17 protein-coding genes and 1 tRNA gene are annotated in these 24512 nt (G+C 41.3%); 2 read left to right on the top strand and 16 right to left on the bottom strand.

Annotated elements, in window-relative coordinates; translation table 11 throughout:
* Positions 1 to 77: 77 nt before the first annotated feature.
* A complete protein-coding gene (locus WG954_RS13365; RefSeq protein WP_340437117.1) occupies positions 78 to 431 on the bottom strand; it encodes a YraN family protein in 354 nt (117 codons plus the stop codon).
* A gap of 109 nt (positions 432 to 540) precedes the next feature.
* On the opposite strand from WG954_RS13365, the gene WG954_RS13360 reads away from it, so the two are divergent.
* Positions 541 to 1101 (top strand): DUF6580 family putative transport protein, encoded by a 561-nt coding sequence (locus WG954_RS13360; RefSeq protein ID WP_340437116.1) that lies wholly within the window; start codon positions 541 to 543, stop codon positions 1099 to 1101.
* Between the two features lie 126 nt (positions 1102 to 1227).
* Here the strand turns inward: WG954_RS13360 and WG954_RS13355 are convergent, their stop codons facing one another.
* Positions 1228 to 2853 carry an acyl-CoA carboxylase subunit beta gene (locus WG954_RS13355; RefSeq protein ID WP_340437115.1) on the bottom strand — a complete coding sequence of 542 codons (1626 nt, stop codon included), beginning with the start codon at positions 2851 to 2853 and terminating at the stop codon, positions 1228 to 1230.
* Between the two features lie 98 nt (positions 2854 to 2951).
* On the opposite strand from WG954_RS13355, the gene WG954_RS13350 reads away from it, so the two are divergent.
* A tRNA-Ala gene (locus WG954_RS13350) sits at positions 2952 to 3025 on the top strand.
* Between the two features lie 62 nt (positions 3026 to 3087).
* Here WG954_RS13350 and WG954_RS13345 read toward each other — a convergent pair.
* The 14 genes from WG954_RS13345 to WG954_RS13280 all read right to left on the bottom strand — a co-directional run bounded on the left by WG954_RS13345 (position 3088) and on the right by WG954_RS13280 (position 24437).
* Positions 3088 to 4482 carry a c-type cytochrome domain-containing protein gene (locus tag WG954_RS13345; protein ID WP_340437114.1) on the bottom strand — a complete coding sequence of 465 codons (1395 nt, stop codon included), beginning with the start codon at positions 4480 to 4482 and terminating at the stop codon, positions 3088 to 3090.
* Between the two features lie 92 nt (positions 4483 to 4574).
* On the bottom strand, positions 4575 to 5510 hold the full coding sequence (locus WG954_RS13340) for a sugar phosphate isomerase/epimerase family protein (protein ID WP_340437113.1): 936 nt from the start codon (positions 5508 to 5510) through the stop codon (positions 4575 to 4577).
* 27 nt (positions 5511 to 5537) lie between these two features.
* Positions 5538 to 7046: a DUF1501 domain-containing protein gene (locus WG954_RS13335; RefSeq protein ID WP_340437112.1), complete on the bottom strand. Its 1509-nt coding sequence runs from the start codon at positions 7044 to 7046 to the stop codon at positions 5538 to 5540.
* A 17-nt stretch (positions 7047 to 7063) separates the two neighbouring features.
* Positions 7064 to 9832, bottom strand: a complete 2769-nt coding sequence (locus tag WG954_RS13330) for a DUF1553 domain-containing protein (RefSeq protein ID WP_340437111.1) — start codon at positions 9830 to 9832, stop codon at positions 7064 to 7066.
* A gap of 157 nt (positions 9833 to 9989) precedes the next feature.
* The gene (locus WG954_RS13325) at positions 9990 to 10913 is read right to left on the bottom strand and encodes an AraC family transcriptional regulator (RefSeq protein WP_340437110.1); all 924 of its coding nucleotides are present in this window, start codon (positions 10911 to 10913) and stop codon (positions 9990 to 9992) included.
* Between the two features lie 260 nt (positions 10914 to 11173).
* A complete protein-coding gene (locus WG954_RS13320) occupies positions 11174 to 12523 on the bottom strand; it encodes a family 43 glycosylhydrolase (protein WP_340437108.1) in 1350 nt (449 codons plus the stop codon).
* A 46-nt stretch (positions 12524 to 12569) separates the two neighbouring features.
* Positions 12570 to 14147, bottom strand: coding sequence for a glycoside hydrolase family 43 protein (locus WG954_RS13315; RefSeq protein WP_340437107.1), 1578 nt, complete (start codon positions 14145 to 14147; stop codon positions 12570 to 12572).
* Between the two features lie 48 nt (positions 14148 to 14195).
* Positions 14196 to 15149: a glycoside hydrolase family 43 protein gene (locus WG954_RS13310; protein ID WP_340437105.1), complete on the bottom strand. Its 954-nt coding sequence runs from the start codon at positions 15147 to 15149 to the stop codon at positions 14196 to 14198.
* A gap of 57 nt (positions 15150 to 15206) precedes the next feature.
* Positions 15207 to 16055, bottom strand: coding sequence for a sialate O-acetylesterase (locus tag WG954_RS13305; RefSeq protein ID WP_340437103.1), 849 nt, complete (start codon positions 16053 to 16055; stop codon positions 15207 to 15209).
* A gap of 30 nt (positions 16056 to 16085) precedes the next feature.
* The gene (locus WG954_RS13300; RefSeq protein ID WP_340437101.1) at positions 16086 to 18023 is read right to left on the bottom strand and encodes an SMP-30/gluconolactonase/LRE family protein; all 1938 of its coding nucleotides are present in this window, start codon (positions 18021 to 18023) and stop codon (positions 16086 to 16088) included.
* A gap of 43 nt (positions 18024 to 18066) precedes the next feature.
* Positions 18067 to 19719 carry a hypothetical protein gene (locus WG954_RS13295; protein WP_340437100.1) on the bottom strand — a complete coding sequence of 551 codons (1653 nt, stop codon included), beginning with the start codon at positions 19717 to 19719 and terminating at the stop codon, positions 18067 to 18069.
* Between the two features lie 9 nt (positions 19720 to 19728).
* Positions 19729 to 20940, bottom strand: a complete 1212-nt coding sequence (locus tag WG954_RS13290) for a cupin domain-containing protein (RefSeq protein WP_340437099.1) — start codon at positions 20938 to 20940, stop codon at positions 19729 to 19731.
* 44 nt (positions 20941 to 20984) lie between these two features.
* Entirely contained in the window at positions 20985 to 23237 is a 2253-nt protein-coding gene (locus WG954_RS13285; protein WP_340437098.1) for an outer membrane protein assembly factor BamB family protein, read from the bottom strand.
* A 72-nt stretch (positions 23238 to 23309) separates the two neighbouring features.
* Positions 23310 to 24437, bottom strand: coding sequence for an esterase (locus tag WG954_RS13280; protein WP_340437097.1), 1128 nt, complete (start codon positions 24435 to 24437; stop codon positions 23310 to 23312).
* Between the last annotated feature and the right edge of the window lie 75 nt (positions 24438 to 24512).

The following is a 24512-nucleotide window of genomic DNA, read 5'->3' as shown; positions in this document are numbered from 1 at the left end:
CACAAGAGTAAAACTTGAACCTTGTGCCTTGTTTATTTCTTACGCCTTGTACCTTTTCTCTGTTTCTTGAGCCTTTCTCAACTAATATCTTCCAAAAAGAAATACTCCGGCGCTTTATATCTATGCAGACGAATGCTCAGTATGTTGTATTGTATCCTTTTCCATTCAGGATATTGATGTAGAAATTCTTCACCCGCATTCATTAGTCGCTCCAGTTTTTTGGCCGTAACGCCTTCTTCCGGGTGGCCGTATGTATCAGTTGTTCTCGTTTTTACCTCAATAAAGTGCAGGATATTATCTTTCGAGGCAACAACATCTAATTCAAAATAAGAGTGCTTCCAGTTCCTGTGCATTATCACAAAACCCTGTGCCAGCAACCATTCGGCTGCTAACTCCTCTCCCTGCCTGCCCGTTTCAAGGTGTTTTGCCATAAGCTAAAATTAAGGTTTATGGCTTATCCACATATTGGGAAAAAGCCCAAGAAAAAATGAACGGTCGGGAGTTGTTTTTAGTTACTTTTGCTGTTCAATATTGGTTATTATGAAGTTGAATAAAACATTCGTTTTTACATTATTAGCACTGGTTGTTGTTGCTGCTCTTTACCGCATTTTGCCAAACCGTCCGTTGGGTTTTGCACCGCAAATCGCCATTGCATTGTTTGCGGGTTCAATGATCAAGGATAAAAAATATGCATTTGCATTACCTATCCTCAGCATGTTTATCAGCGATGCGTTGTACCAGGTTTTGTACAGCGCAGGTCTTTCGTCCATCAAAGGTTTTTATGGCGGCCAGCTCACGAACTATATTTTATTTGCAGGATTAACTGTAATTGGTTTCTTCATTAACCAAAAGAAGGTATGGCAAATTGGTTTGGGCGCTTTAGCCGGACCTACTGTTTATTTCTTTGTAAGTAATTCCCTTGTGTGGCTTGGTGGTGGCGGGCTCCGTCATCCGAAAACAATGGAAGGATTGATGCTTACATTGACTGATGGTATTCCATTTTACACTGGCAGCATTTATGCGACAGTTGTATTCTGCACCATGTTCTTTGGTGGTTATGCATTGTTGAATTCAAACGAATTGAAAACGGCGAAGGCGTAAGCAACAGCTATTGATCTTATAAGAAAAGCTCCATCATAAGATGGAGCTTTTTATTTTGTCAATGCCTTAGTTCGCATTATCCTTATACATACGTCCGACGGCCTAAGGGCCGTACCGACGAAGTCATCACACCTGGAACACACCCACCCTCAAATCATCCATATCAGGATTATGATTGGCTGCATGAATTCCTTCACTGATCACTTTCCTTGTTTCAACCGGATCAATAATTTCATCAACCCATAAACGTGCGGCTGCATAATAAGGCGTTGTTTGTGTTTCGTACCTGCCTTTTATTTCATCCAGCAATTTCTTTTCTTCCTCTGCGGTTACTTCTTTACCTTTTGCTTTCATAGCCGCCACCTGTATCTGCAATAAAGTTTTTGCTGCCTGGTCTCCACCCATCACAGCAATTTTTGCAGTTGGCCATGCATAAATAAATCGGGGATCATATGCCTTGCCGCACATTGCATAATTACCGGCTCCATACGAGTTGCCAATAACAATGGTGATCTTCGGCACAACACTGTTCGCCACGGCATTTACCATTTTTGCACCGTCTTTTATAATACCGCTATGTTCACTTCTGCTCCCCACCATAAAGCCGGTTACATCCTGCAAAAACACCAATGGTATTTTCTTTTGATTACAGTTGAGAATAAATCGGGCAGCTTTATCAGCACTGTCATTATAGATCACGCCACCTAACTGCATTTCGTTTTTCTTATTCTTTACAATGGTGCGTTGATTAGCGACAATACCAACTGCCCAGCCATCAATGCGTGCATAACCGCAGAGAATGGTTTTACCGTAATCCTGTTTAAACTGGTCAAAGTCGCTGTCGTCAACAATGCGTTCAATAATTTCCAGCATATCATAGGTTTTACCATCGGCGGGAAACAAACCATACAACTGCTGTGGATCTTTTTTTGGTGGTTTCGAAGCAATCCGATCGAATCCTGCTTTCTTTTTTGCACCCAACTTGTTCATCAGCTTCTTTACTTCATCCAAACATTCTTCTTCTGTTTTGAATTTGTAATCAGCGATGCCTGATATCTCGGTATGAGTTGCAGCACCACCGAGTGTTTCGGCATCAATATCTTCACCAATGGCAGCTTTCACCAAATAAGGGCCAGCTAAAAAGATAGAACCGTTACCCTCCACCATTAACGTTTCATCGCTCATAATAGGTAAGTAAGCACCACCTGCAACACATGCACCCATCACCGCAGCAATCTGTGTAATTCCCATTGCACTCATCCTTGCATTATTGCGGAAGATGCGTCCAAAATGTTCTTTATCGGGAAAAATTTCATCCTGCATGGGCAGAAAGACACCAGCACTATCAACCAAATAAATTACTGGTAAACGATTATCCATTGCTATTTCCTGCAATCGTAAATTCTTTTTTCCGCTGATAGGAAACCATGCCCCTGCTTTTACAGTTTGATCATTTGCTACGATCACACATTGCCGTCCGCTTACATAACCAATACCGGCTACAGTACCACCTGCGGGACAGCCACCTTGCTCAGCATACATTTCATAACCGGCAAAAGCACCGATTTCAATAAATGGTTTATCAGCGTCCTTTAAATAGTCGATACGTTCACGTGCAGTGAGTTTATTTCGCTCCCTTTGTTTTTCTATTGATTTTTTACCGCCGCCTTCATAAATCTTTTGCAGACGTTTCCGCATTTCGGTGAGCGACAATTTCATCACATCATCATTCTTATTGAACTGAATATCCATACAGCTAAAATTTTAGAAAAATACAATCGTTAGCGCAAGATAAGCGCAAAACAGCGAATGATTTTCTTTTACAAAAACTGCTATATTTGCTGCCCATCGGGGAATTAGCTCAGTTGGCTAGAGCGCTTGCATGGCATGCAAGAGGTCACCGGTTCGACTCCGGTATTCTCCACAGCTTTAAAAGTCGCCTTCGGGTGGCTTTTCTTTTTTATGTACTCCAGTTACACAAGATCATTATTTGGGCTTAGTAAATACCGTCGTATCGCCTGCCAGTGTTGGCACACTATAGCCGCCTGTATCAATGGTTACGTTAGGAAGACTTGTTTTTAAAGAGACTACTGTTTTTTTGTCAACCGATGATTGATAGATGTAAACCGCCTGTAACTCTTTATTATTCTTTAATTGCATCAATCCGTTTGTTGTAACGGCTGTGCCAACCAGGTTAAGTGATTGCAGGTTGGTCAATTCTTGCAGATACGTAAATCCTTTGTCAGTGATTTTTGTATAACTGATATCTAATCGGGTAATCGCTTTGCATTCTGCAATGATAGAAAGCATTGCATCATTTATCGGTTGGTTAGCGAACTTTACCCAAACAAGTTGTTCTTTTACTGACAATAAGAGTTTGATGTCTTCTTCTTTTAAATTCTGTAGTGTTACAAAATTTGCCAGCAGATAATTACTGTTTTGTGCAACAGGCAACACTACCACTCCCCTTTCCGCCAGTTTTTTTATGGCAGCAGCATCGGCTTTTTCAACCGGGGCCTCTGGGATTTGTGGTTTTGCTTTTATTTCATTATTTACTGCAGATTGCAAACTCAACAGCAATGGTTTTATTTTTTCTGTTTGTGCAAGGTCTTTTACTTTTTTATCGAATGATAAACCAGAGTTGATCCACCAATGCAGCAATGCTATTTCTTTTTCTTTTAATTGTGGTTTTTCTTTCGGCGGCATGTGGTCTTCATGCTGCTTGGGTAACAGGAGTCGTTTGATGAGTTCGCTTTCATCAGCATTGCCGGTAATCACTACTTCACCCTGCTTCCCACCTTTGCTGATCCATTCAGGGCCATCGAGCCGGAGTTTTCCTTTTTGTTTAGTTTCATTGTGGCAGCTGTAACATTTTTCTTCCAAAATAGGCTGCACTACATCTTTGTACATTACAGCTTCCTGCACATTGCCTATAGGTTTAAGTTCTGTTTTTGCTGCAGGAGTAGTGATTGATTTAGTAAGATAATCGGAACCATGTGTAAGTGAACCACCTGAATGCCCTGTAATAAAAATAAGCAACGTCATTAACCCGATCATCCACTTTACAGCATTGTTTTTTCTTGTATGCAGAAAGTATGATACAATGGCAACAGCAGCAACAGCAAAGCCCATCCATTTATGTGTACTAACTATATCGGCTTCATAATCGCCGCTGATGGATAACAAGTAACCGCTGATGCAGGAGCCGACAGCACTCAACATGCCCAGCAACAACGCAACTGTTGTTGCCTGTTGCAAAGCCTTGTATTGTTCACGCATCGACAGTACATAAAATACAGCTGCAATCAATAAAATACCGATTGGCAAATGCACCAGCACCGGATGAAAACGACCAAGAAATTCTGATACAGTTAAAAGCATGATAGAAAGCTGCGAGTATTTTACTTTAACTAAATCTGTTTATTAATTTATTCTTCAAAGGTTGCTCGTCAGACGAAACCGCACTAATCATCTCATTCATATCTTTTCTTCAACATCTGCATCATGTACACATTGATCGCCCATTGATCTGCCAGCGGCTGTCTTGTGTAAGGCAATGTTGGCATGTAATTCGGCGGACCAAACTCTGTTAAGATCGTCATCTGTTCGCCGTTTGCTTTTTTACGTTCAATCACTTTATCCCACCACGCAAGATGTTGCTTTACGGTTGCTTCCCATTCAGGCGCACGTGGATCGTTTACCTGTGGCCCTTCCTGGTGACCAACACGTGAATGAATATGTCCCACTCTTGTCAACGCCAGATCAACTGTCTCTTTCTGATCGGCCAATAAACTTTCATGCACATTACACCAATGCGATATATCAAGTGTTAAACGCAACGCAGGATTTTTTTCAATGAACTGCCTTGTGATGTGTGCAGCAAACAACATCCTTCCACGATGTGTTTCATGATATATAGGAATACCTGTTTCTTTATTCTTTTGCGTGCTGTAGCTGATGAATTGCTGGTTCTGATCGAACGTAAAATAATCTCTACCCGAATGACAATTGATATACACCGGTTTTTGAATGCTGTTACTTGTTGCAGCATCCAGATTTTTTTTGAATGTTGCCAAATGTTCCTGCCAGTTGCTTTGCGAACCACCACATAAAAATCCAACTTGCAAATTGTGTTTCTTTAATGCAGCAAACAATTCATCCTGTGCTTTTTTATCATCAGCAGGCCACCAAACTTCAATGCCATCATACCCTTCTTTTTTTGTAGCTGCACAAAAAGCTTCAATGTTACCTGCAAAGCCCCAGCTTGTTTGCATGAACAGTAATTTGAATTGATCATTTGAAGGGAATAATGGTTTTTCTGTTTCAGCCATTGCTGCAAAAGGTGCCAGCATTGCTGCAGCTGTTGCAGATGAAGTTGATTTAAGAAAGTTGCGACGGTCTTGATTCATTGTAATGATTGGTTGTCTTGAATGTGATTAAGCAAGAATATCGGTGATCACTTTTCCGCTCACATCTGTTAAGCGGAATGGTCGGCCCTGGAAATCGTACGTAAATTTTTCATGGTCAAAACCAAGTTGATTTAAAATAGTTGCCTGTATATCGAATGCTTCTGTTTTACCACTTGTAATAGTGTAACCAATCTCATCTGTTTCGCCATAAGTTGTACCACCTTTAATACCACCACCGGCCATCCACATACTGAATGCTTCTGCATGATGATCTCTTCCTTTGAACGGCATTTCTTTTCCATCACGGTTTTCCTGCATCGGTGTGCGGCCAAATTCACCTCCCCAAACTACCAGCGTTTCGTCTAACAGTCCACGTTGTTTCAAATCAAGTATCAAAGCTGTCATTGCTTTATCAACTTGTCTGCATTTATTGATTAGGCCAATATCAACGGCACCATCTGCACTGGTACCATGTGTATCCCATCCCCAATCGAACAACTGAACAAAGCGTACACCTTTCTCTACCAGCTTACGTGCAAGCAACACATTGTTGGCAAAACTTCCTTTACCCGGTTGTGCGCCATACATTTCACGAATGTATTCTGGCTCATCATTAATATTCATCACTTCCGGAACTGAGATCTGCATCTTGTACGCCATCTCGTATTGCGAAATGCGTGAAAGAATTTCAGGATCATTGAACTCCTTGTATTGTTCCTGGTTCACTTTATTAATAGCATCGATCGAAGCTTTGCGTAAATCACGATCAACACCTTGCGGATCGTTGATGAACAAAACAGGATCACCTTCGCTTCTGCATTGCACACCTTGGTAGACACTTGGTAAAAATCCACTGCCCCAAACACTCTTGCCAGCATCGGGATTATTACCACCCGATGTTAACACCACAAAGCCGGGCAGATTTTGATTTTCTGTTCCTAAACCATACGTCACCCAACTGCCAATACTTGGCCGGCCTAACCGTGCACTACCCGTATGCATCAGCAATTGTGCAGGTGCATGATTAAACTGATCGGTTGTAACTGATTTAATGATCGACACATCATCAACAATCGTAGAAAAATGCGGCAGGTAATCGCTCACCCACAAACCACTCTTGCCATGCTGTTTAAAGTTTGCCTGCGGCCCTAACATTTTCGGCACACCACGAATGAAGGCAAACTTTTTTCCTTCGAGTAAAGAAGGCGGACAATCCTGTCCGTTCAGTTTCGCCAGCTCAGGTTTATAATCAAATAATTCCAGTTGCGATGGTGCACCTGCCATGTGCAGGTAAATAACCGATCTTGCTTTTGCAGGAAAGAACGGCATGCGTGGAGCCAATGGATGTGCCGCATCAAATACAGGCGATGAAGCCATACCCATATTGTTGCCGCAACTGCCCAGCAGTGATCCCAACGCCAATGCACCAAAACCCATGGCGCTTTCTTTTAAGAAATGCCGACGGGTAAAGAACTGCAGTTCTTTTTGTTTTGCTTCTGCAGCAAGACGTTCGTTATTTAATTCGTTACGTGTCATAGTATACGTTTACAGAATTAATTTTTTGTGATCCATTCGTCCAGGTTAAGCATGGCGTTCATTACCACTACCAATGCTGCTGTTTCAGGATTATTGTGTTTACTGTCCATGCCAATTACTTCACATGCCTTCAGTTTATCTTTATTGAATGTTTGCAATGATTGTGTGTACAGATCGGCCAGCGCTTTTAATTTTTCTTTGCTGATGGGTTTGTACATCATTCGTTCATATCCTTTACTGATCTGCAGTGTTGCATCCTTTAATCCGTCACGTTTTAATTCGTATGCAAAGTTTCTGGCCATATCGATATAAGAAGAATCGTTCAATGTAACCAAGGCCTGCAACGGTGTGTTGGTATTAATGCGTCGTGCCACACAAACATTGCGTGCAGCGCCATCAAACATCATCATAAACGGATAAGGAGCACTGCGTTTCCAGAAGGTGTATACGGCACGGCGGTATTTATCTTCACCATCGCTCATTTTCCATTTCTCTCCGTTATACGGTGTGAGCCAGATGCCTTGTGGCTGGTAAGGCATAACACTGTTGCCAAACATTTTTGAACTCAGCAAGCCACTTACTGCCAACGCCTGGTCTCGTAATTGTTCTGCGGAGAGTCGCACACGTGGACCTCTTGCATACCATTTATTGGTTGGATCTTTTTCAATCAACTCTTTTGATGCAATGGAACTTTGACGATATGTTGCTGATAATACAATTTCCTTAATGAGTATTTTTAAACTCCAGTTATACTTATGCATCAGCTGCCACGATAAATGATCGAGCAATTGTTGGTGTGTTGGCGGAATGCCTTGTGTACCCATGTCTTCCAATGTTTCTGCAAGACCATGACCAAACAATTGTTCCCATATGCGGTTTACAACGGTGCGTGAAACCAACGGATTCTTTTTATCTGTTAACCACATAGCCAATCCTAAACGGTTTGCAGGTGAATTGGCAGGCATTGCATTCAACGTGTGCGGTACGCCGGGTTTTACTTCAGCTCCTTTCACCATCCAGTTGCCACGTTCAAATACATGTGTTGTTCGTGCAAAACTGTTTGCGCCATCAACCATGATGGGTGTAGAAGTGTATTGTGTCGAACTGATGAGATCGATGTAATGCTGTTTAGCAGAATCGTAGCCGGGTTGTTCTTTACCGGGAAATGTTTGTGTGAAATAAAACCAGCTAAAGTTGGCACCGTTATCTTCAGGCTTCTTCAGGTTGGGATTTTTATAAGTCAACCAAATATCATGCACGCCTTCGGTAACGGGTAATGATGTATTTGCAACAGCCCAACCTTTTGTTGTTTTCAATGGAACACTTGCAATCACTTTACCATTCGCACTATCAAGATGAATCGTCCACACACCCCCTTCAACACCGGTTGCATAACGAAACAGCAATTGATCTTTTGTATGCAGATCAACTTTTTTAATGCGAGTACTTCCGTTATTTCTTAGCGACAACCATTTGGTATCGGCCAACGCACTGTTGGTAAATGCATCGCACACCACAGAGTTAATAACCGGTTGTCCTGTTTTAAGAAAACGGATGATCTCTGCTTTTTTTTCTTTCGATACATGTTGCTGCAGCCATGCACTCAGCTTTTCAAACTTTAAACTGTCTGCATTTTTATATTCACGCAACACAGGATACTCTTCGTACGTGTCCTCATCACGTGTGTTATTGAAGAACGCAAGAAACTGGTAATACTCTTCATGCTTAAACGGATCATACGGATGACTGTGGCATTGCACACAGGCGAATGTTGTACCCATCAGCGTTTCCCAGGTAGTGTTCACCCGATCCATTACAGCAGCTGTTCGATACTCTTCATTATCTGTACCTCCTTCATCATTCGTCATGGTGTTACGGTGAAAGGCAGTGGCAATATACTGTGCATCTGTTGGGTTGGGCAGCAGATCGCCTGCCACTTGCTCAATTAAAAATGTATTGTACGGCTTGTCTTCATTGAAAGATTGTATCAACCAATCACGGTAACGCCAGATGGAGCGATAGCCATCACGCTCATAACCTTTTGTATCGGCATAACGGGCCATGTCCAGCCACATCGATGTCCAGCGTTCGCCGTATTGCGGCGAAGCCAATAAACTATCTACTAAGTGTTCATACGAACCTGCAGTGGAATCATTCAAAAACTGCTGTGCGATTTTTTCTGATGGAGGAAGACCTGTTATATCCAAACTTACACGACGTAATAATGTTGCTTTATCTGCTTCTGCTGAAGGAGTCAGTTTTTGTTCGTTCAGTTTATCATATACGAAATAGTCAACATCATTCAGCACCCATTCGTTTTTCTTTGCAGGCAGCAAACGAAAGAAGCGACGTTTGCCTTTGGGCACTTCCTGTTCTTCCACTGTTGCATATGCCCAATGTGTTCCCCACTTGGCTCCCTGTTTAATCCATGTACGCAGCACATTGATTTCTTCTTCAGCAAGAGGATGTTCTTTATAAGGCATGCGCTCTTCTTCATCTTTCAGCGTCAACCTTCTGATCATTTCACTTGCATCAGGATCACCGGGAATAATAGCAGGCTTACCGCTTTTTGTTTCGGCCAATGCTTCTTCTCTGAAGAGTAAACTGAAACCGCCCTGCTTCTTTACACCACCGTGGCAGGAAATACATTTTTTATTGAGGATGGGTTTTACATCAGTATTGTAATCAATGTGCCGATTGTCTTTAAACATGAACGCAACAACAGCGATCAATACAACCAATGAAGTTGTAATAAGTAAGTATTTTTTACGAAAAAGATTTGACATGGTGACGAAAGCAAACGTTGATTGAACTTAAAAACTGAACCGGCCACACAAATACAGGTTCGTCCTGTATTCAAATATCCTGATTTCAACCAGAGATACCATGTATTTATTGCTGATTATGATGGACAATCTTCTGATTCTCTCCAAACCACAACATTTACTTTTTGTGGGAGAAAACCTCCAATTGTCTTTTCCTGCTCCTGTATTCCGAAGGTGACACCTCCATCAGCTTGGTAAACAATCTTGAAAAGTAATAGGGATCAGCAATACCCAATTCATGTGCAATTTCCTTTACCGACTTATCGGAGAACAATAATAACTGACAGGCTTTCTGAATCTTTAATTGATTAAAGTATTCCATCGGCGGATACCCCGTCCCCGTTTTGAACAAAGCGGAAAAATGCGATGAAGAAAGGTTTGCAAAAGCAGCAAATTCATTCAGTGTAAAAATGCTGTCGATGTTTTGCTGCATATGTGCAACTACCGCTGCGATTAAATCATTTTCCCTTTTCGGCGTTTCATAACTGAATTTATCTTCGTACAACAGTGATGAGAGAAAATGATAGAGCGTCATATTAACAAAACGCAGATTAACGGCACTATAGCCTTTTTCAAGATTGCTGTACATTGCCTCAAATAGCCTGATCTTGTTTTCTGCATGAACAATATGAGAATGCTGTGTTTTTACTTTTTGAAAAATAAGATCTACAAATTCCGTGGCTAATTTTCCTTTGAAATGAAACCAGTAGATCGACCAGGGATCTTTTTCATCGGCTCCATATTTATGTGCTGCGTTAGCAGGAATAATAACAAATTGCGAAGGCGAAAGGATGACACGCTTCCTGTTGAATTCGACCCAGCCTTTACCTTGCGTACAATAAATGAAGATGTGCTGATCGGCTCCGTTTTTTCGATGTACATAGTGATAACGGGCCTTTGGGTAATAACCAATATCTGTAATAAATACCTGACGGGTAACCGCATCACGTAACAGAAAATCCTTTTCGATCTTTCTTGGTAGTACGATCATCCGTTGCCCTTCGAAGCCTTCCTGTTTTTTAACTTGTTGCCTTGTTGCCATCTCTGGAGCAAGTTAAGAAACATAAGATAATCCATCATTACCTAAACTTGAAGGAGGGAACAATTAATTTTCTCTTGTGTTGTCATACGGTCAATAGTTGAAAAAACTAACTTTAAAAAAGAAAGCCGCTTAAAAGCGGCCTTCGTACTGTTTCAAAACTCAGTCAATTCAGACTGATCTCGTTGCGGGATCAAACTAAAAACCCGCAATATTTTTTAGCGCCATCGCACGCAGTTAACAGCGATAGTGCGTTTTTTGATCTATTTAAAACTTATCCAGTCTATTCCTGTATGTGTACCACTCTTTAATGTCACAAACAGATTTTTAATTCCTGATTGATACTTCAATACCGGCGCCTGTATCAATTTCCACTCGTTACTTTTGGGTATTGCTATTTCTGCAATTACAGGTCCGTTTACACTATTAATGCGTATCTGCAATATGCCGTCTTCTTCAGATCTTGCATTTACAGTTACTGTTTTTAATTGTTTTTTCCCAAAGTCAACACTATTGTATTGCGACCATGCCCCCGGTTTAGCAAAAACTGTTTCCCATCCCTTAAATGTATTCATCGAATCAAGAAACGTAATGGATGCTCCATCTGTACTTAACTGCGTAAACCTGTCGATTTGAATTTGAGAGGTTGCTTTTGTTATTCCTACACCTCGCAAAGTTGGTATTACTTTCCTGATTGTTCCATCGGCATTAAATGAAAGACTATCTATTCTGATTGAACGTGCTTTATCAAACCTTGGTGAATAATCTTTATCATGATAAAAAAGATACCATTGATTTTTAAACTGGATAATCGAATGATGATTTGTCCAGCAACCGCTTGGCGATTCATCCATGATAGCACCAACTATTTTAAAGGGTCCTAAGGGATTATTGCCAATTGCATACTCCAGTCGTTCGGTTTTATTTTCAACATGCGGATAGGTCATATAGTAAATACCATTCCGTTCAAATACATACGGACCTTCTTTCAAACCTTTTGTTGGCAGTTCACCTAATATTTTCACTTCCGAATCCAGCTCCAGCATATTTGATTTTAATTTGGCGCCATAAATATTTCCTGCCGACCAGTAGAGATAAGCCTGCCCGTCTTTATCAATAAAAACATTCGGATCAATTCCTCTTACGCCTGCAATAGGTGTTGCTTGCGGAACATAGGGTCCTTCGGGCTTATCAGCAACAGCAACACCTATTGTAAATCCTCTGCCATGTGCCACCGTATCTTTTGCCGCTGTTGGAAAATAGAAGTAGTACTTGCCATTCCGCTCAATGCAATCCGGCGCCCACATGCTGTAACTATCCGGACGAACCCACGGCACTTTATTTTGTGTTACGATCATACCATGATCAGTCCAATCTGTAAGATTATCCGATGAAAACACATGGTAATCTTCCATACAAAACCACCCAACACGTCCTTTACCTTCCTTTGCAAGTATGTCGTGCGACGGATAGACATACACTCTGTTACCAAAAACCCTGGCAGATGGGTCTGCAGTAAATTGATCTCTGATAAAAGGATTTTGGGCAAACAGTCCGTTTGCAGCAATTAATAAAATCACACAAACAAAAATCGCTTTCTTTAATTTTTTCATTTCAGTATTATTAATTTTAACTATGATGATCCATTTGGATTCATGATTATTTCGGTTTGGAAATCGTATCATTGATTCTGAAATAATCAAAATCTACAAAGCCTCCCTTTTCTTTGGTTGCGTAATTGAACAACGTGAAACGGTAACCCATAAAATGCGGAAGCGTGTACGACATCTTTAACGTTGTACCAAACTTTATCCAGTTCTTTCCATCTGTACTGTAAAAGAAATCAGCAACATCTTTGCGGTTGGTAAAATTGCATTCTGCTTTAAAGTAGACAGTTGCTTGTGTAAAAGTAATACGTTGTACTTCTTCTGCTTTGCCTGAGCTTGCGTTGATCATCACCAGCTCTTTAGCAGTACCTGTTACACGCACAGCAACCAATCCATAATTTTTTTGCAACAAAGCAAAGCCTGCAACATCACCATCTTTCATGTTTGATACATCTAAAGCGGTAACACCAGTACAAAAAGGACCGATGGTACGTTGCGTTAGCGAATTTCTTGCTGAAAGAAAGCTGCTGTCAACTCTGCCGGTTGTAAGACGAAGAAAACCTTTGCGTGCAGTAACCGACCAAAAACGATTGTCAGGATTATGATTCCATTGCCAGGCGAGTGGCAAAGCAGCGTCACCTTTTTTGCGAGTGAACTCATCAGAAACAACAATACCCGGAATCAAACCTTTGCTTGCCGGTAGGTTAAGTGTTGCCGGTACCTTTCCGTTTTCTCCTAACACCGGCCAGCCATCTTCCCACTTGACAGGGACTAAATATGGAATACGACCTACTGCTCCGTTATCACGAAACAGATAAGAAAACCATCGGCCATCAGGCATATCGATTAATCCACCCTGCGCAACTCCCAGATCCTGTAATGCAATTCTGCCTTCCCATGGACCGGTAAGTCTTTTTGCACGATGAATCACTACTGTACGCATGCCGCCCCTTGGCCAAGTAATGTTGAACAGATAGTACATACCATTTGCTTTGAAGAGTTGCGAACCTTCGCCTAAACCACTTTGTCCAACGCTTTGACTGGGTTGTGTTGCATCTTCAATGATCACCTGTTTGATGCCGTTTTCTTTCAGGCCAGTCAGATCATCTTTTAATTCAACGAGTGTTAATTTTCTGTTGCCATAGATCATGTACGCTTTACCATCATCATCGAAGTACAAGGAATGATCGTGAAGATCAGGACGGAACGTAATTTCTTTCCACGGACCTTTCTCAATATTCTTTGTACTGTAGATATGTGTTTTGCCGCTTGTAGCAGCAAAGGTTGAAACATAGTATGTACCCTTGTGATAGCGGATGCTGCTGGCCCATGAACCACGACCATAAGTAGATTTTCCGTTTACAAGATTCATTTCATCATTATTCACCAAGGTATCATACGCATAGCCAATGAGTTTCCAGTTGATGAGATCAGTAGATTTCATAATCGGCACTCCAGGACTCATGTGCATGGTGGTGCTGCTCATGTAATAGTTATTGCCTACTCGTATCATTGACAAATCAGGAACATCAGCATGGATGACTGGATTGGCAGCCAGTTTTGTTTGTGCAACATTATTCTGACTGAGGCAACTGATAATTCCAAAAACAAAAATGAATTTCTTGATCATTTAAACTGGTAATTTGTTCCGAAAGATATTTTTAAATAACGAATTATATTACTTGATTGGCTTCACCCCTTCTGTTGTTTGAATGATCTTCTGAATGGTTCCATCTTCATTGTAATACATATAGTCTACACAAATGGAGCGCCTGTAACTGCCCCCGGTAGGCAATGTGCCATTGTGATAAAAGAAATACGACTTGCCTTTGTAATCAATGATACCAGGATGTGTAGTAAAACTGTTCGGTACATTTTCCTGTATAATACCTTTGTATTCCCAAGGCCCTGTTGGACTAGGGGCCATACAGTATTCGATCATTTCAGGTTTGGTGCCCGCACTTGCATATACCAAATAATAAAACCCTTTACGTTTGTATACCCATGGGCCTTCGATGAAATTTTTAATAGCAACTATATTAATTGGTCCATCGATCTCAATCATATTTTTTTTCAGCTTTACCCATTTACAACTTCCGTTACCCCAATACATATAAGCCTGCCCATCATCATCAATCATTACAGTAGGATCAATATCATCCCATGAATGTTTCTTATCCGTCGTCATTTCGTTGATCACGAGTGCTTTTCCAATTGCATCTTTAAATGGTCCTGTTGGTTTATCGGATACAGCAACACCAATTGCTGCACCACCGTTACTTACACTGTCTTTTTTATGAAAAGTTGAAACAAACCAATAAAATTTGCCATCACGCTCAATACACTGTGCTGCATAGGCATCGCCGGTAGCCCATGAAAAAGTATGTGGCGAAAGCTGTACACCATGATCTTTCCAGTTCTTCATGTCTGTTGTAGAAAACACATGCCAATCAGGCATTTTATAATTGGTAGCAGTTACAGATGCTGTATCATGACCTGTGTATAAATACAAAGTACCCTTGTGCACAATGGGCGAAGGATCTGCAGTAAAAATGTGTTTGATGATGGGATTTTGTGCAAAGGCAGTTGTTGACCCTATTGCTGCTATTGCAAGTGTAAGTAGCTTTTTCATTTTTTTGATTTTACATTTAATTTGTTTGTTTACATTGTACAAACCCGAAGGATGTGTTTACTTGTTGAGTTGATTGCCAAGTATGGCCAGCATTTTTTCTGCATATCTCTTTCCAAACTCACGGTAACCTTCAGCATTGAAATGAAGATTATCCGGCGAATCAGCACAACCTTTCGACGATATAACATGTGCAGTTGGAATGATAGAAGGCAATTGATTGATGATGGCGTTCATACCAGCACAAACACCACCTTGTTCTGCATGCACCACTTCGCCCGCAAGCAACGGAACGTTTTGTGAATTAAGCTGAAGATCGCTGAGCAGATTTTTATAGACCATACTTACTTTCTGCGGCCATGTTGTATCACCTGTATTTGATTCACCCTGGTGCAACAGTATTCCTTTAACGATGCCTTCTTTTTGTGCAAGCTTTGCCATTTCAACCAAACGCCCATAAGGATTGCCTTCATATTCTTTCAATGCATTCATCATCCAGCCGGGTGCTTTTGCAGTGTATGTCTGATAATTATCCCGATCAAACAATTCAATCTTACAACCACCAACCGAAACATTGATGACCCCAATTTTTACATTGGCAGGCAGGTTTGCCAACAATGTTCTTCCAAAATAATCAACAGGTGTTAAACCGGTTCTGCAACGGCACAATGGAGGAACTGCTGAATACCACTTGCCTTTTTCTCTGCCGATTGCCGGACAATCAACCGCTTCCAAAACTTTAAAGCGTGGATCTACATTCAACGTATCCTGTGATTCAATCCTTGCATAACCTTCCATGTTCGACTGACCAAAGCTGAGGAAAATATAAAAGTTGGGATCCTGTGCAACAGCTGATGTATATGTTGAAAGAAAGATAAAAGTGCTGAGTATTATTTTTTTGATCTTCATGACTGGTTTACTTGTTATTTATTTTATAGTTTATAAATACTGAACAAATCCTTTTTTGTTTGTTTTAATCTTGTACACTTTACTGTAGCTGACTATGTACAACGTTTTGAGATCGGCATCTCCAAAACATAAACTCACCGGGAAGGAAGGAAGATTGATCATGCCAACGAACTCTCCTCTTTTATTAAAAATCTGTACACCGTAGTAAGTAGCCACATAAAGATTTCCATCTGTATCAATGGCCATACCATCAGCACTGGATGATTTTCCTTTTCGATCCAATACATTTTCGGTAAGGAATAACGTGGCAAATTTTCTTCCGTTACTGATGCTGCCGTCGGCATTCACATCATATGCCCAGATATGATTATCCTTTTCGCTGTTAACAGGATACCACGATTCATTATCATAGCAGTTGTTGATGTAAAGTGTTTTGCCATCGGGTGATAACAGTATTCCATTGGGCATAGCAAATTCATTTGGCTGCACAAGCCTTGTTATTTTTCCTTCATTAGAAACATAATACACTGCACGGCCGGGTTGAAATTTTGTTGGCTCCATGGTAAACTGCGGATCGGTAAAATAAAAGCCGCCTTTTGCATCGGTGATCACATCATTGGGTCCGTCAATTGATTTGCCTTCATATTTATCTGCCAATACTCTTACCACTTCGCCCTTCGTGGTCATTTCCACAACCCGGTGGCCCATCATATCACAAACAATGAGGTTACCGTTTTTGTAAGGATACAATCCGTTTGTTTGCATTTTTCCTTCCGAAATATTCCGGTAAGTTCCGTTGGGATCGAGTTCAACTGTTGAACTTTTCTTAGGATTTGCACCCCAATTTTGATCAAAGAACATATTGGATAGATAAACCTTTCCGTTCATCCATTTCGGTCCTTCAGTAAAAAATAATTCAGGCTTTGTATTTTTACCATCAACCAGTAACTCCGGCTTTGCATCAGCAGGAATAATTTCATGATAAGCTGTAATTCTTGCTTTTTCTTTTTCAAGATAATCTTCTCTCGCAGGCCAGAATATATCCAATGCATCGCAACCCAATTCGCTAATCTTCGCACCGTGCACCATGTTACCTGGAATGCGCACCATGTTATTTGTTTTCATTTCCTGTTCGCCATCCAATAAGATTTCACGGCATTCGCCTCTCAGTACAAACATCAATTGTTCTTCAGGATGTATATGATGCGGAAACACAGAACCCGGATCCATCGATATAAAACTTAACTGCATATTTCTGCCTGATAATATCCGTGAATGTGCATCGGCTGTAAGTGTGGTGAGTTGCAGATTATACAGATCATAGACTTGGTTAGCAGTAATATTCGGCTGCATCACATTTTTTATATCAGGAATTTCTGTGGGTGCATTTGTAACACCCGCTTTTTTCAGATAGTCGGCACGCAACGGGCTGTACACTTCCAACAGCCTTGCTCCTGAAGAACCTGCTTTAATTGCAGATTTTGTTCCTTTTTCTGAATACACAAAATCTGTTCTCGGCGTGCCGCTATGTGTGCCATCGGGGCTTTCCCTTTTTTGTGAAAACATCGACAGCGCAGTGCCATTGACAACATAACCAGCAGATCCTTCCAGGATAAATAAAAACCGGTCGGCAGTTAACACCTCTTCAGGGATGACTGCATGTGGTTGAAGCTGCAACACACTCACCATATTTCCTGCACCCCAGAAAATTTTTGCAGATACACCTGTATGCAACACTATACTGTCTAACTTATCGAGGCTGGCCACTTTCGCAGGTTCAATATTCGATTCAACTATTGAAGCAGGTAAGCCGTCTATTGTACGTCTCTTGAGTTGATGCTGTTTGATCAGTTCATTGTTTGTTTTTTCCCAGGCTGCTTCGGGTACAGAGTTGCAGTTGGAAAAACTAAAGGAAAAAAGCAACAATGCGCTTATATGTAAAATCGATTTGAATGAGTTTAACAGCATGATTCGTTCGTTTATTTTTTTTTATGATTGTCTGTTTCGTTTTCTAGTCAAAGCTTTCTTCATCTTTCCCGATATTTTTTACAGCAGTTGCGCCCAGCCGTTCTTTGAGTTGTGTTAAGTAAAGACTCCGTGGTGCTACATGTTGATCCATCCATTCCACATAACCATTTGGTTTGGAAAGATCCTGCAGTGACCTGTTAAAAATTACAGATGCAACACCTTTGTGACCAATGGAATAATTCTGTGCTGTTGGTGGTTGTTGAATCAAAAAATCGCCTTCGCAATTCCAGAATACAATATTTGCACCTGCCCAACCAATGCTGATATCTTTCCAGAACCTTGCAGTAAGCGGAGCTTTTACATTATCATACAATGCACCATTTACCCAGTTTGCATGCGGCTCACTGGAAGAGTAGGGTTGTGTTGCTTCGCAATTGAAGAATACATTACCACTGGACGAAGATGTTTGCATTACAAACGAGTGACGCCCTTTTTGCGAATAACATCGCTGTACCAAACTCAACTGCCCATTAAGTTGATAGGTAAACCTTCTTGCACCTGCACGCATGGAAACGGGTTCTCTTGATTCACAATCCTGCACCGTGATCCATTTGGTACCTGCTGTTGTAAGTACAACGCTGCTGCCAAAATGTAAGGCACTGATATTTCGCACCCATGCATTTTTTGTATTGCTGAAATTGATACAATTGAAATAGTGATTTTCGTCTGCGTAGTATTCATCACCTTCATATTTTGAACCAGGCCCGTCATATGATCCTCGATCCATATTCCCGTAATCTTTTCTTCTAACTGATGGATTGTATTCAGAGATAGCTCTCAAGTTTTCAATGCCAACCTGTTCAATGCGACCGGTATCGATATACTTCACAATATCACCACCGCCCCACTTTGTTTCGATAGCACAAAAAACAGGTGCATCAATTGTTATTGTATTTCCATTGATGGCAGTGATCACCCGATCGTATGTTATGGTGAAAGGTTTCCAACGGAATCGCCCAACAGATAATGTATCCTGTCCAAGTTCTTTGATCCATTCTTCGTTACCATATCTGCGAACAAGAATTTTGTTGCCCACCTTGAATCCTTTTGCTGAACCAACATTGAACGTTTTTGCACCAACCGGAACATACTGATCAGAGATCAGTTGTTTTGGTTCACCTGCTTCCACAGCACCTGCAGTACCTGTTACATTAATGAGTGCGGGTTGACGAAAACCAGGCCCCTGCGTTTGTTCACTTGTTTTACCAATGAGGATTGTACCAAGATCACTCATTCCTTCTCCACGAAGTACAATGCCCGATGCACGGATGTAAATGGGTTTTGCAAGATGATAAATGCCCATCTTCAGCAGCACTGCTCCTCTGAAACCACTTGCATCAACCGGCATTGCAGCAACACGATCAATTGCTGCTTGTATCAATTCTGAATTATCACCTTGCACGGGCCACACAGTTACTTTCACTGCCACATACGGAATACGAACACCTCCGCCTTTGTAACCTGCGTTGGAAAAATCTGGTATCACATTTCCGATACTATCAGCCACATACAACAGCTTACCATCAACACCCGGATAAACGAGTGATGAAGTTGGTTGCATGTCCTGTGCGTTACTGCTGATCACAGCAACACACAAATGCACACTGATTAATATGACAGGTGATCGAAAAAACATTTACATTATTTATCGTTGCTCATCATCGCCCATTACATCATAACCTTTCCACTTGAATTGTGTGGCCAAACCGGATGCTGCAGGCCAGGCAATATCGTGTTGTTTACTTGCCACCCATTTTCTGCGGTTCTCTTCTGTATCAAATGAAATTTGTATCTGGTAATTGTAGGTTGTAGGTTCAGCTTGGATTTCCTTTGATCTGTTTTCAGGAAACAGCCGAAGCAATTTTGATCCGAGATAACCGGTTTGAACTTTCATCGCAGGAACATAAATGGAGTAGTACATTTTTTCAAACGCTTCTGCATTTTCTTTCGGCACAACAAATTCCATTTGCAAAGCCATTGCTTTGGGTTTGATCAATGGATTATTGATAGTCAAATGATCCTGCTTAGATGCAGCAATTCCAATCACCAATATTTCAAGGTCTTCTTTATTATTGTTTGTAATGATTGTTTTTTCACCAAGAGAGCCGAAGAACGAATCATCTTGTTTTACTGTTGCATTTTGACTATTCAAACTAACAGTTCCTTTTCCTTTTATTACATAATACACTTCTTCAATGCCGTTGAGTTGACGAGTTACTGAACTGTCGGCCGGAATTATAATGTGATCAACATGGTTCCAGTTGGTTGAAAAAATATCCGGACCAAAAACCCGTCTGCTCATGGAAGGTTTAAAACCGGGCGGCACATTCTGATTATTGGTTGGCTGCTTTTCCAGCTTACCCGAAACAAAAACAGGTATGGGATCAAGTGATGCGCCAACACGGCTATCTCCCAAATCAAATGCATCCGATTTTCCTTTTTGTTGACTCACTGCAAAATTCAACCAACGCACAGGTTCGTTTGATGCGTTGTAAATCGCATGTGAATCGCCTGCTTTGCAGGGCACTACAGCAGGAGCTTTTATTTTTGATGTACGGCCATTGATGGTGAATTGTGCTTCGCCATTAAGCAGTACATACATTTCTTCTATACCGTGATGAAAATGGTGGCCGATCCCAGATTTCGCTTTTATAGTACCTGCATGCAGATAAAGAAAATTTGTTGACAGTTCTGTACGACCGATCAATTGTGTAAATCCCATTTCACCTGCACCGGCATGCACGGCAGATAACATCCTGTATTTTGCCGGATCATTCAAAACAATTCGTTGCTGAAGTGGTTGCGCAACTGTGTGAAGTGCTGCGAGTATAACGAAAGGGATGAATAATTTTTTCATGTTGCTTGCTTGTTTAACAGTTCATAATATGCAGAACAGTTTTTTTATTTTTTCATGTCGGGTAATGCATAAACCAGATAACCTCTTGGAATAGCACCGGGTTTGGCAGCATGATTATAGCTGTCTTTCGCAAATGTGCCCGTTGCATTTACGACTAAATATTGCTTACCATTTTTTGTAAACATGATCGGTTGTCCATTGGTTTCATGACTCAATGTTGTTTCCCATAAAACAGTTCCATTGTCTGCATCAAATGCGTAGAGCTTACCACCTTTTGCAGTAGCGAATACAATTCCTGTTGATGTAACTACCATTCCTTTTCGTAAAACACCACTAGGTGCGCCGGTTGTTTTATCGCCTTTGCTGTAAAGTGAATCTTCACCAATAGGTTTTCTCCATTTGATGGTGCCGGTATTGAGATCATAAGCAACCAATGATGACCAGGGAGGTGATAACAATCCCATCCAGTCTAACCCATAATCAGTTGTATAGCGATCAACCGGATGATCTACTCCTTCCGGATAATCAAACATGGGAGCACTACGGTTTGCATCTGGTTTTATTTTAGCACCACCTGATGCAACTACTGGTCCACTTACTTTTGAAGTGGTATCCATTCTTCTGAAGAAATTTGGTCGTGCAGGGTTTCCTCCGAGATAGCGATACAAGGCAGTAATTGTTTGCTCATCTACATGCACAAATCCCGGCATCTGTCCACGACCATTCAGCACAATACCTTTAAACTCATCATAAAAAATACGCTGGCCTGCGTTTACCAATGATGGTGCAAGACCTCCTTCCATATTGGCACCATGACAGGTTTTACAAGTAGCAGTGTAAAATGCTTTCACACGTTTTACCTCATCGTTCGACAAATTCGCTGAAGGAGGGAGCACTTTTTTGAGTTTGTAAGTGGAAGCATATTCCTGTGTCATCACATACATGATTCCTTTGCCGGGATTGGAACCTGTATTACCATAGTTGGCACCTCCCAATGCACCCGGCATCATTACCGTTTCATATTTGTCTGATGGAGGAAGATACAAACCGGACTTTGACGAATCAAGACGCTTGTGCCATTGCTGTTTAATACTGTCAGGAAAAAATGGATTGAGTGTTTCCTTTGTTACAGTGTGCCTTGTAAAATCCGGTAGTGAAGAAATGGGTTGTGTGGGCCATGCCTGTTCGCCCGGCATTTCACTGGCAGGGAATGGTTTTTCATCGATTGGGAAAAATGGATCACCTGTTACTCTGTCGAACACAAACATAAAACCATGCTTGGTAGCCACCGCAACTGCATCGACCTCTTTGCCATTGTTCTTTACCGTTAGCAACTGCGGTGCGGAAGCAAGATCATAATCCCACAGATCGTGATGCACCGTTTGGTAGTGCCAGATGCGTTTTCCTGTTTTTGCATCAAGTGCCACTAAACTATTGCCGAACAGATTGGCACCAATGCGATCGGCACCATAATAATCATACGTGGGAGAACCCAGCGGGAGATACACAATGCCTCTTTTTTCATCTACTGACATTTCACTCCACACATTTACAGCACCTGCATATTTGTAAGCATCTTTTGGCCAGGTATCGTATCCAAATTCACCGGGATGGGGGATGGTATGAAAGGTCCATTCTAATTTTCCTGTAACTACGTTGTAAGCTCTTATATGACCCGGTGGTGAAAAATAATTTTCGCCGGGAGCAGAGCCAAGTATAACAAGATCGTTGTAAATAATGCCGGGCATCATGGATTGCATTCGCCTGATGGAAGAAGGATCACGATCAAGGCCCTGCCGCAGATCAACATAACCACTATCGCCAAAACTCAGAATACTTTTTCCTGTAACCGCATCGATCGCCTGCAACGAATTATTCAATGTAAAGACGAGTCGTTTGTCTTTTTTATCACTACTCTCCCAGTAGTTGATGCCTCTTCTTGATAAACCCATCAGCTTCGTGTGGATCCAAACTTCTTTACCCGTATGCACATTCACTGCAACCAGTGAAAAATTTTTCGCCATCAAATACATCATGCTGTCCACAACAACAGGACTGAAAAAGTAAGACATACTGTCCTGAGAGTTATACATCCACGCAATCTGCAACTGCCCCACATTATCTTTCGTAATTTCAGATGCATCGAAATATTTCGACTGATCGGGACCGCCACCATATTGCGACCATGTAGTATGGTTATACGTGGATGCCCCCGAATTACAACCGATATAAAAAGACAACAACAGCAATGCAACAACTGCAATGCTGAGTTTGGCTGACAATCGTTTCAGGATCATAAAGCAATCGTTGTTTTATGGTTTATCAATTAGAGATTCAGGTGGGTATGGTAAGAAAGACTTGCATTGTTCTTACTTGAAAAGTTTTTGTGCGATGATGGAAAGAAAAAGTTTACAATTCATCCACGTATGCCCGCCATCCGAAATAAATATTTCATGTTTGATTTCTTTTTCATCCAGCACTTTCAGGTAATCCGAAATAACGGGATACAACATATCTTCTTTACCCACTCCTATCCAAAATAACTTTAATTGCTGATTGGTAAGTGAAGGATTGGCAAAAGCAACTTCATTGTTGCGGTTAAATTCTTCTTTCAGCATGCCGGGTGCAAAACCACAAACCCAACTGAAAAGTTGCGGATTATTTAACCCGAGATAAAGTGTCTCACCACCTCCGCCGGAAAAGCCGGCAATGGCACGGCCATCCTTCTCTTTTTTTACCCGGTAGTTTTGTTCTACAAAAGGAAGCAGGTTATTCAAAAAATCTTTTTTGAACTCCTGCAAATTTTCCCAGTTGCGAAGACTGCCGGATTCTTTGCTGATTTTAGGATAAGCACGGCCATATGGCATCACGATTATCATCGGTTGTGCTTTGCCTTGGGCAATCAGGTTATCAAGAATGATGTTGGCCCTTCCCACTTTTGTCCATGTTTCTTCCACATCTGTTGTGCCGTGAAGAAGATAAAGCACAGGATATTTTTTAGCAGCGTCTTTTTCATAACCGGGAGGTGTATAAATCACAACAGGACGCATGCCCAATTCCGGTGAGGTATAATAACGGTATGCAACGGTTCCGTGAGGCACATCCTGAAGGGTATGAACCAGCGGCGTGTTACCAGTAATTTCGACAATGCTGTTTTGAAATCCTTCATTTGGAAAGATGGCGCTGTTCTTTGGGTCAGCTACGTGTATACCATCCACCACAAAATGATAAGGATACATATCAGGTTTTACCGGGCCTACTTTGACATGCCATACACCGGAACTATCCTTTGTCATCGGAACGTTTGCTTTCTCAAATTGCACGTTCAACTTCACATCTTTTGCTATGGGTGCGAAATAGCGAAAGCTAACGGTGTTGTCGCTATTGATTTGCGTAGAAACAAAAAGTGGCTCACGCAACGGCTGACTTATTGCAAATTCTGTGCTGCAGAGTATGATGCAAACAAATAATAGCCGGGCAACTAGTGGTTTATGCATATAATTCCTGTTTGTCTTCCTTAAAAAGTTTTTGCATTTATTGCAAGAAGAGTTTCAATTTACTTTCCTGATACA

The sequence above is a fragment of the Lacibacter sp. H375 genome, assembly GCF_037892425.1.
Classification (GTDB): domain Bacteria; phylum Bacteroidota; class Bacteroidia; order Chitinophagales; family Chitinophagaceae; genus Lacibacter.
The sequence above is the reverse complement of the archived record's forward strand: the minus strand, read 5'-3'. Positions and strand labels throughout refer to the sequence as shown.

Excerpts from the sequence above, each read along its gene's own strand:
- WG954_RS13365 (WP_340437117.1), bottom strand. The coding sequence starts at position 431 with ATGGCAAAACACCTTGAAACGGGCAGGCAGGGAGAGGAGTTAGCAGCC.
- WG954_RS13360 (WP_340437116.1), top strand. The coding sequence starts at position 541 with ATGAAGTTGAATAAAACATTCGTTTTTACATTATTAGCACTGGTTGTT.
- WG954_RS13355 (WP_340437115.1), bottom strand. The coding sequence starts at position 2,853 with ATGGATATTCAGTTCAATAAGAATGATGATGTGATGAAATTGTCGCTC.
- WG954_RS13345 (WP_340437114.1), bottom strand. The coding sequence starts at position 4,482 with ATGCTTTTAACTGTATCAGAATTTCTTGGTCGTTTTCATCCGGTGCTG.
- WG954_RS13340 (WP_340437113.1), bottom strand. The coding sequence starts at position 5,510 with ATGAATCAAGACCGTCGCAACTTTCTTAAATCAACTTCATCTGCAACA.
- WG954_RS13335 (WP_340437112.1), bottom strand. The coding sequence starts at position 7,046 with ATGACACGTAACGAATTAAATAACGAACGTCTTGCTGCAGAAGCAAAA.
- WG954_RS13330 (WP_340437111.1), bottom strand. The coding sequence starts at position 9,832 with ATGTCAAATCTTTTTCGTAAAAAATACTTACTTATTACAACTTCATTG.
- WG954_RS13325 (WP_340437110.1), bottom strand. The coding sequence starts at position 10,913 with ATGGCAACAAGGCAACAAGTTAAAAAACAGGAAGGCTTCGAAGGGCAA.
- WG954_RS13320 (WP_340437108.1), bottom strand. The coding sequence starts at position 12,523 with ATGAAAAAATTAAAGAAAGCGATTTTTGTTTGTGTGATTTTATTAATT.
- WG954_RS13315 (WP_340437107.1), bottom strand. The coding sequence starts at position 14,147 with ATGATCAAGAAATTCATTTTTGTTTTTGGAATTATCAGTTGCCTCAGT.
- WG954_RS13310 (WP_340437105.1), bottom strand. The coding sequence starts at position 15,149 with ATGAAAAAGCTACTTACACTTGCAATAGCAGCAATAGGGTCAACAACT.
- WG954_RS13305 (WP_340437103.1), bottom strand. The coding sequence starts at position 16,055 with ATGAAGATCAAAAAAATAATACTCAGCACTTTTATCTTTCTTTCAACA.
- WG954_RS13300 (WP_340437101.1), bottom strand. The coding sequence starts at position 18,023 with ATGCTGTTAAACTCATTCAAATCGATTTTACATATAAGCGCATTGTTG.
- WG954_RS13295 (WP_340437100.1), bottom strand. The coding sequence starts at position 19,719 with ATGTTTTTTCGATCACCTGTCATATTAATCAGTGTGCATTTGTGTGTT.
- WG954_RS13290 (WP_340437099.1), bottom strand. The coding sequence starts at position 20,940 with ATGAAAAAATTATTCATCCCTTTCGTTATACTCGCAGCACTTCACACA.
- WG954_RS13285 (WP_340437098.1), bottom strand. The coding sequence starts at position 23,237 with ATGATCCTGAAACGATTGTCAGCCAAACTCAGCATTGCAGTTGTTGCA.
- WG954_RS13280 (WP_340437097.1), bottom strand. The coding sequence starts at position 24,437 with ATGCATAAACCACTAGTTGCCCGGCTATTATTTGTTTGCATCATACTC.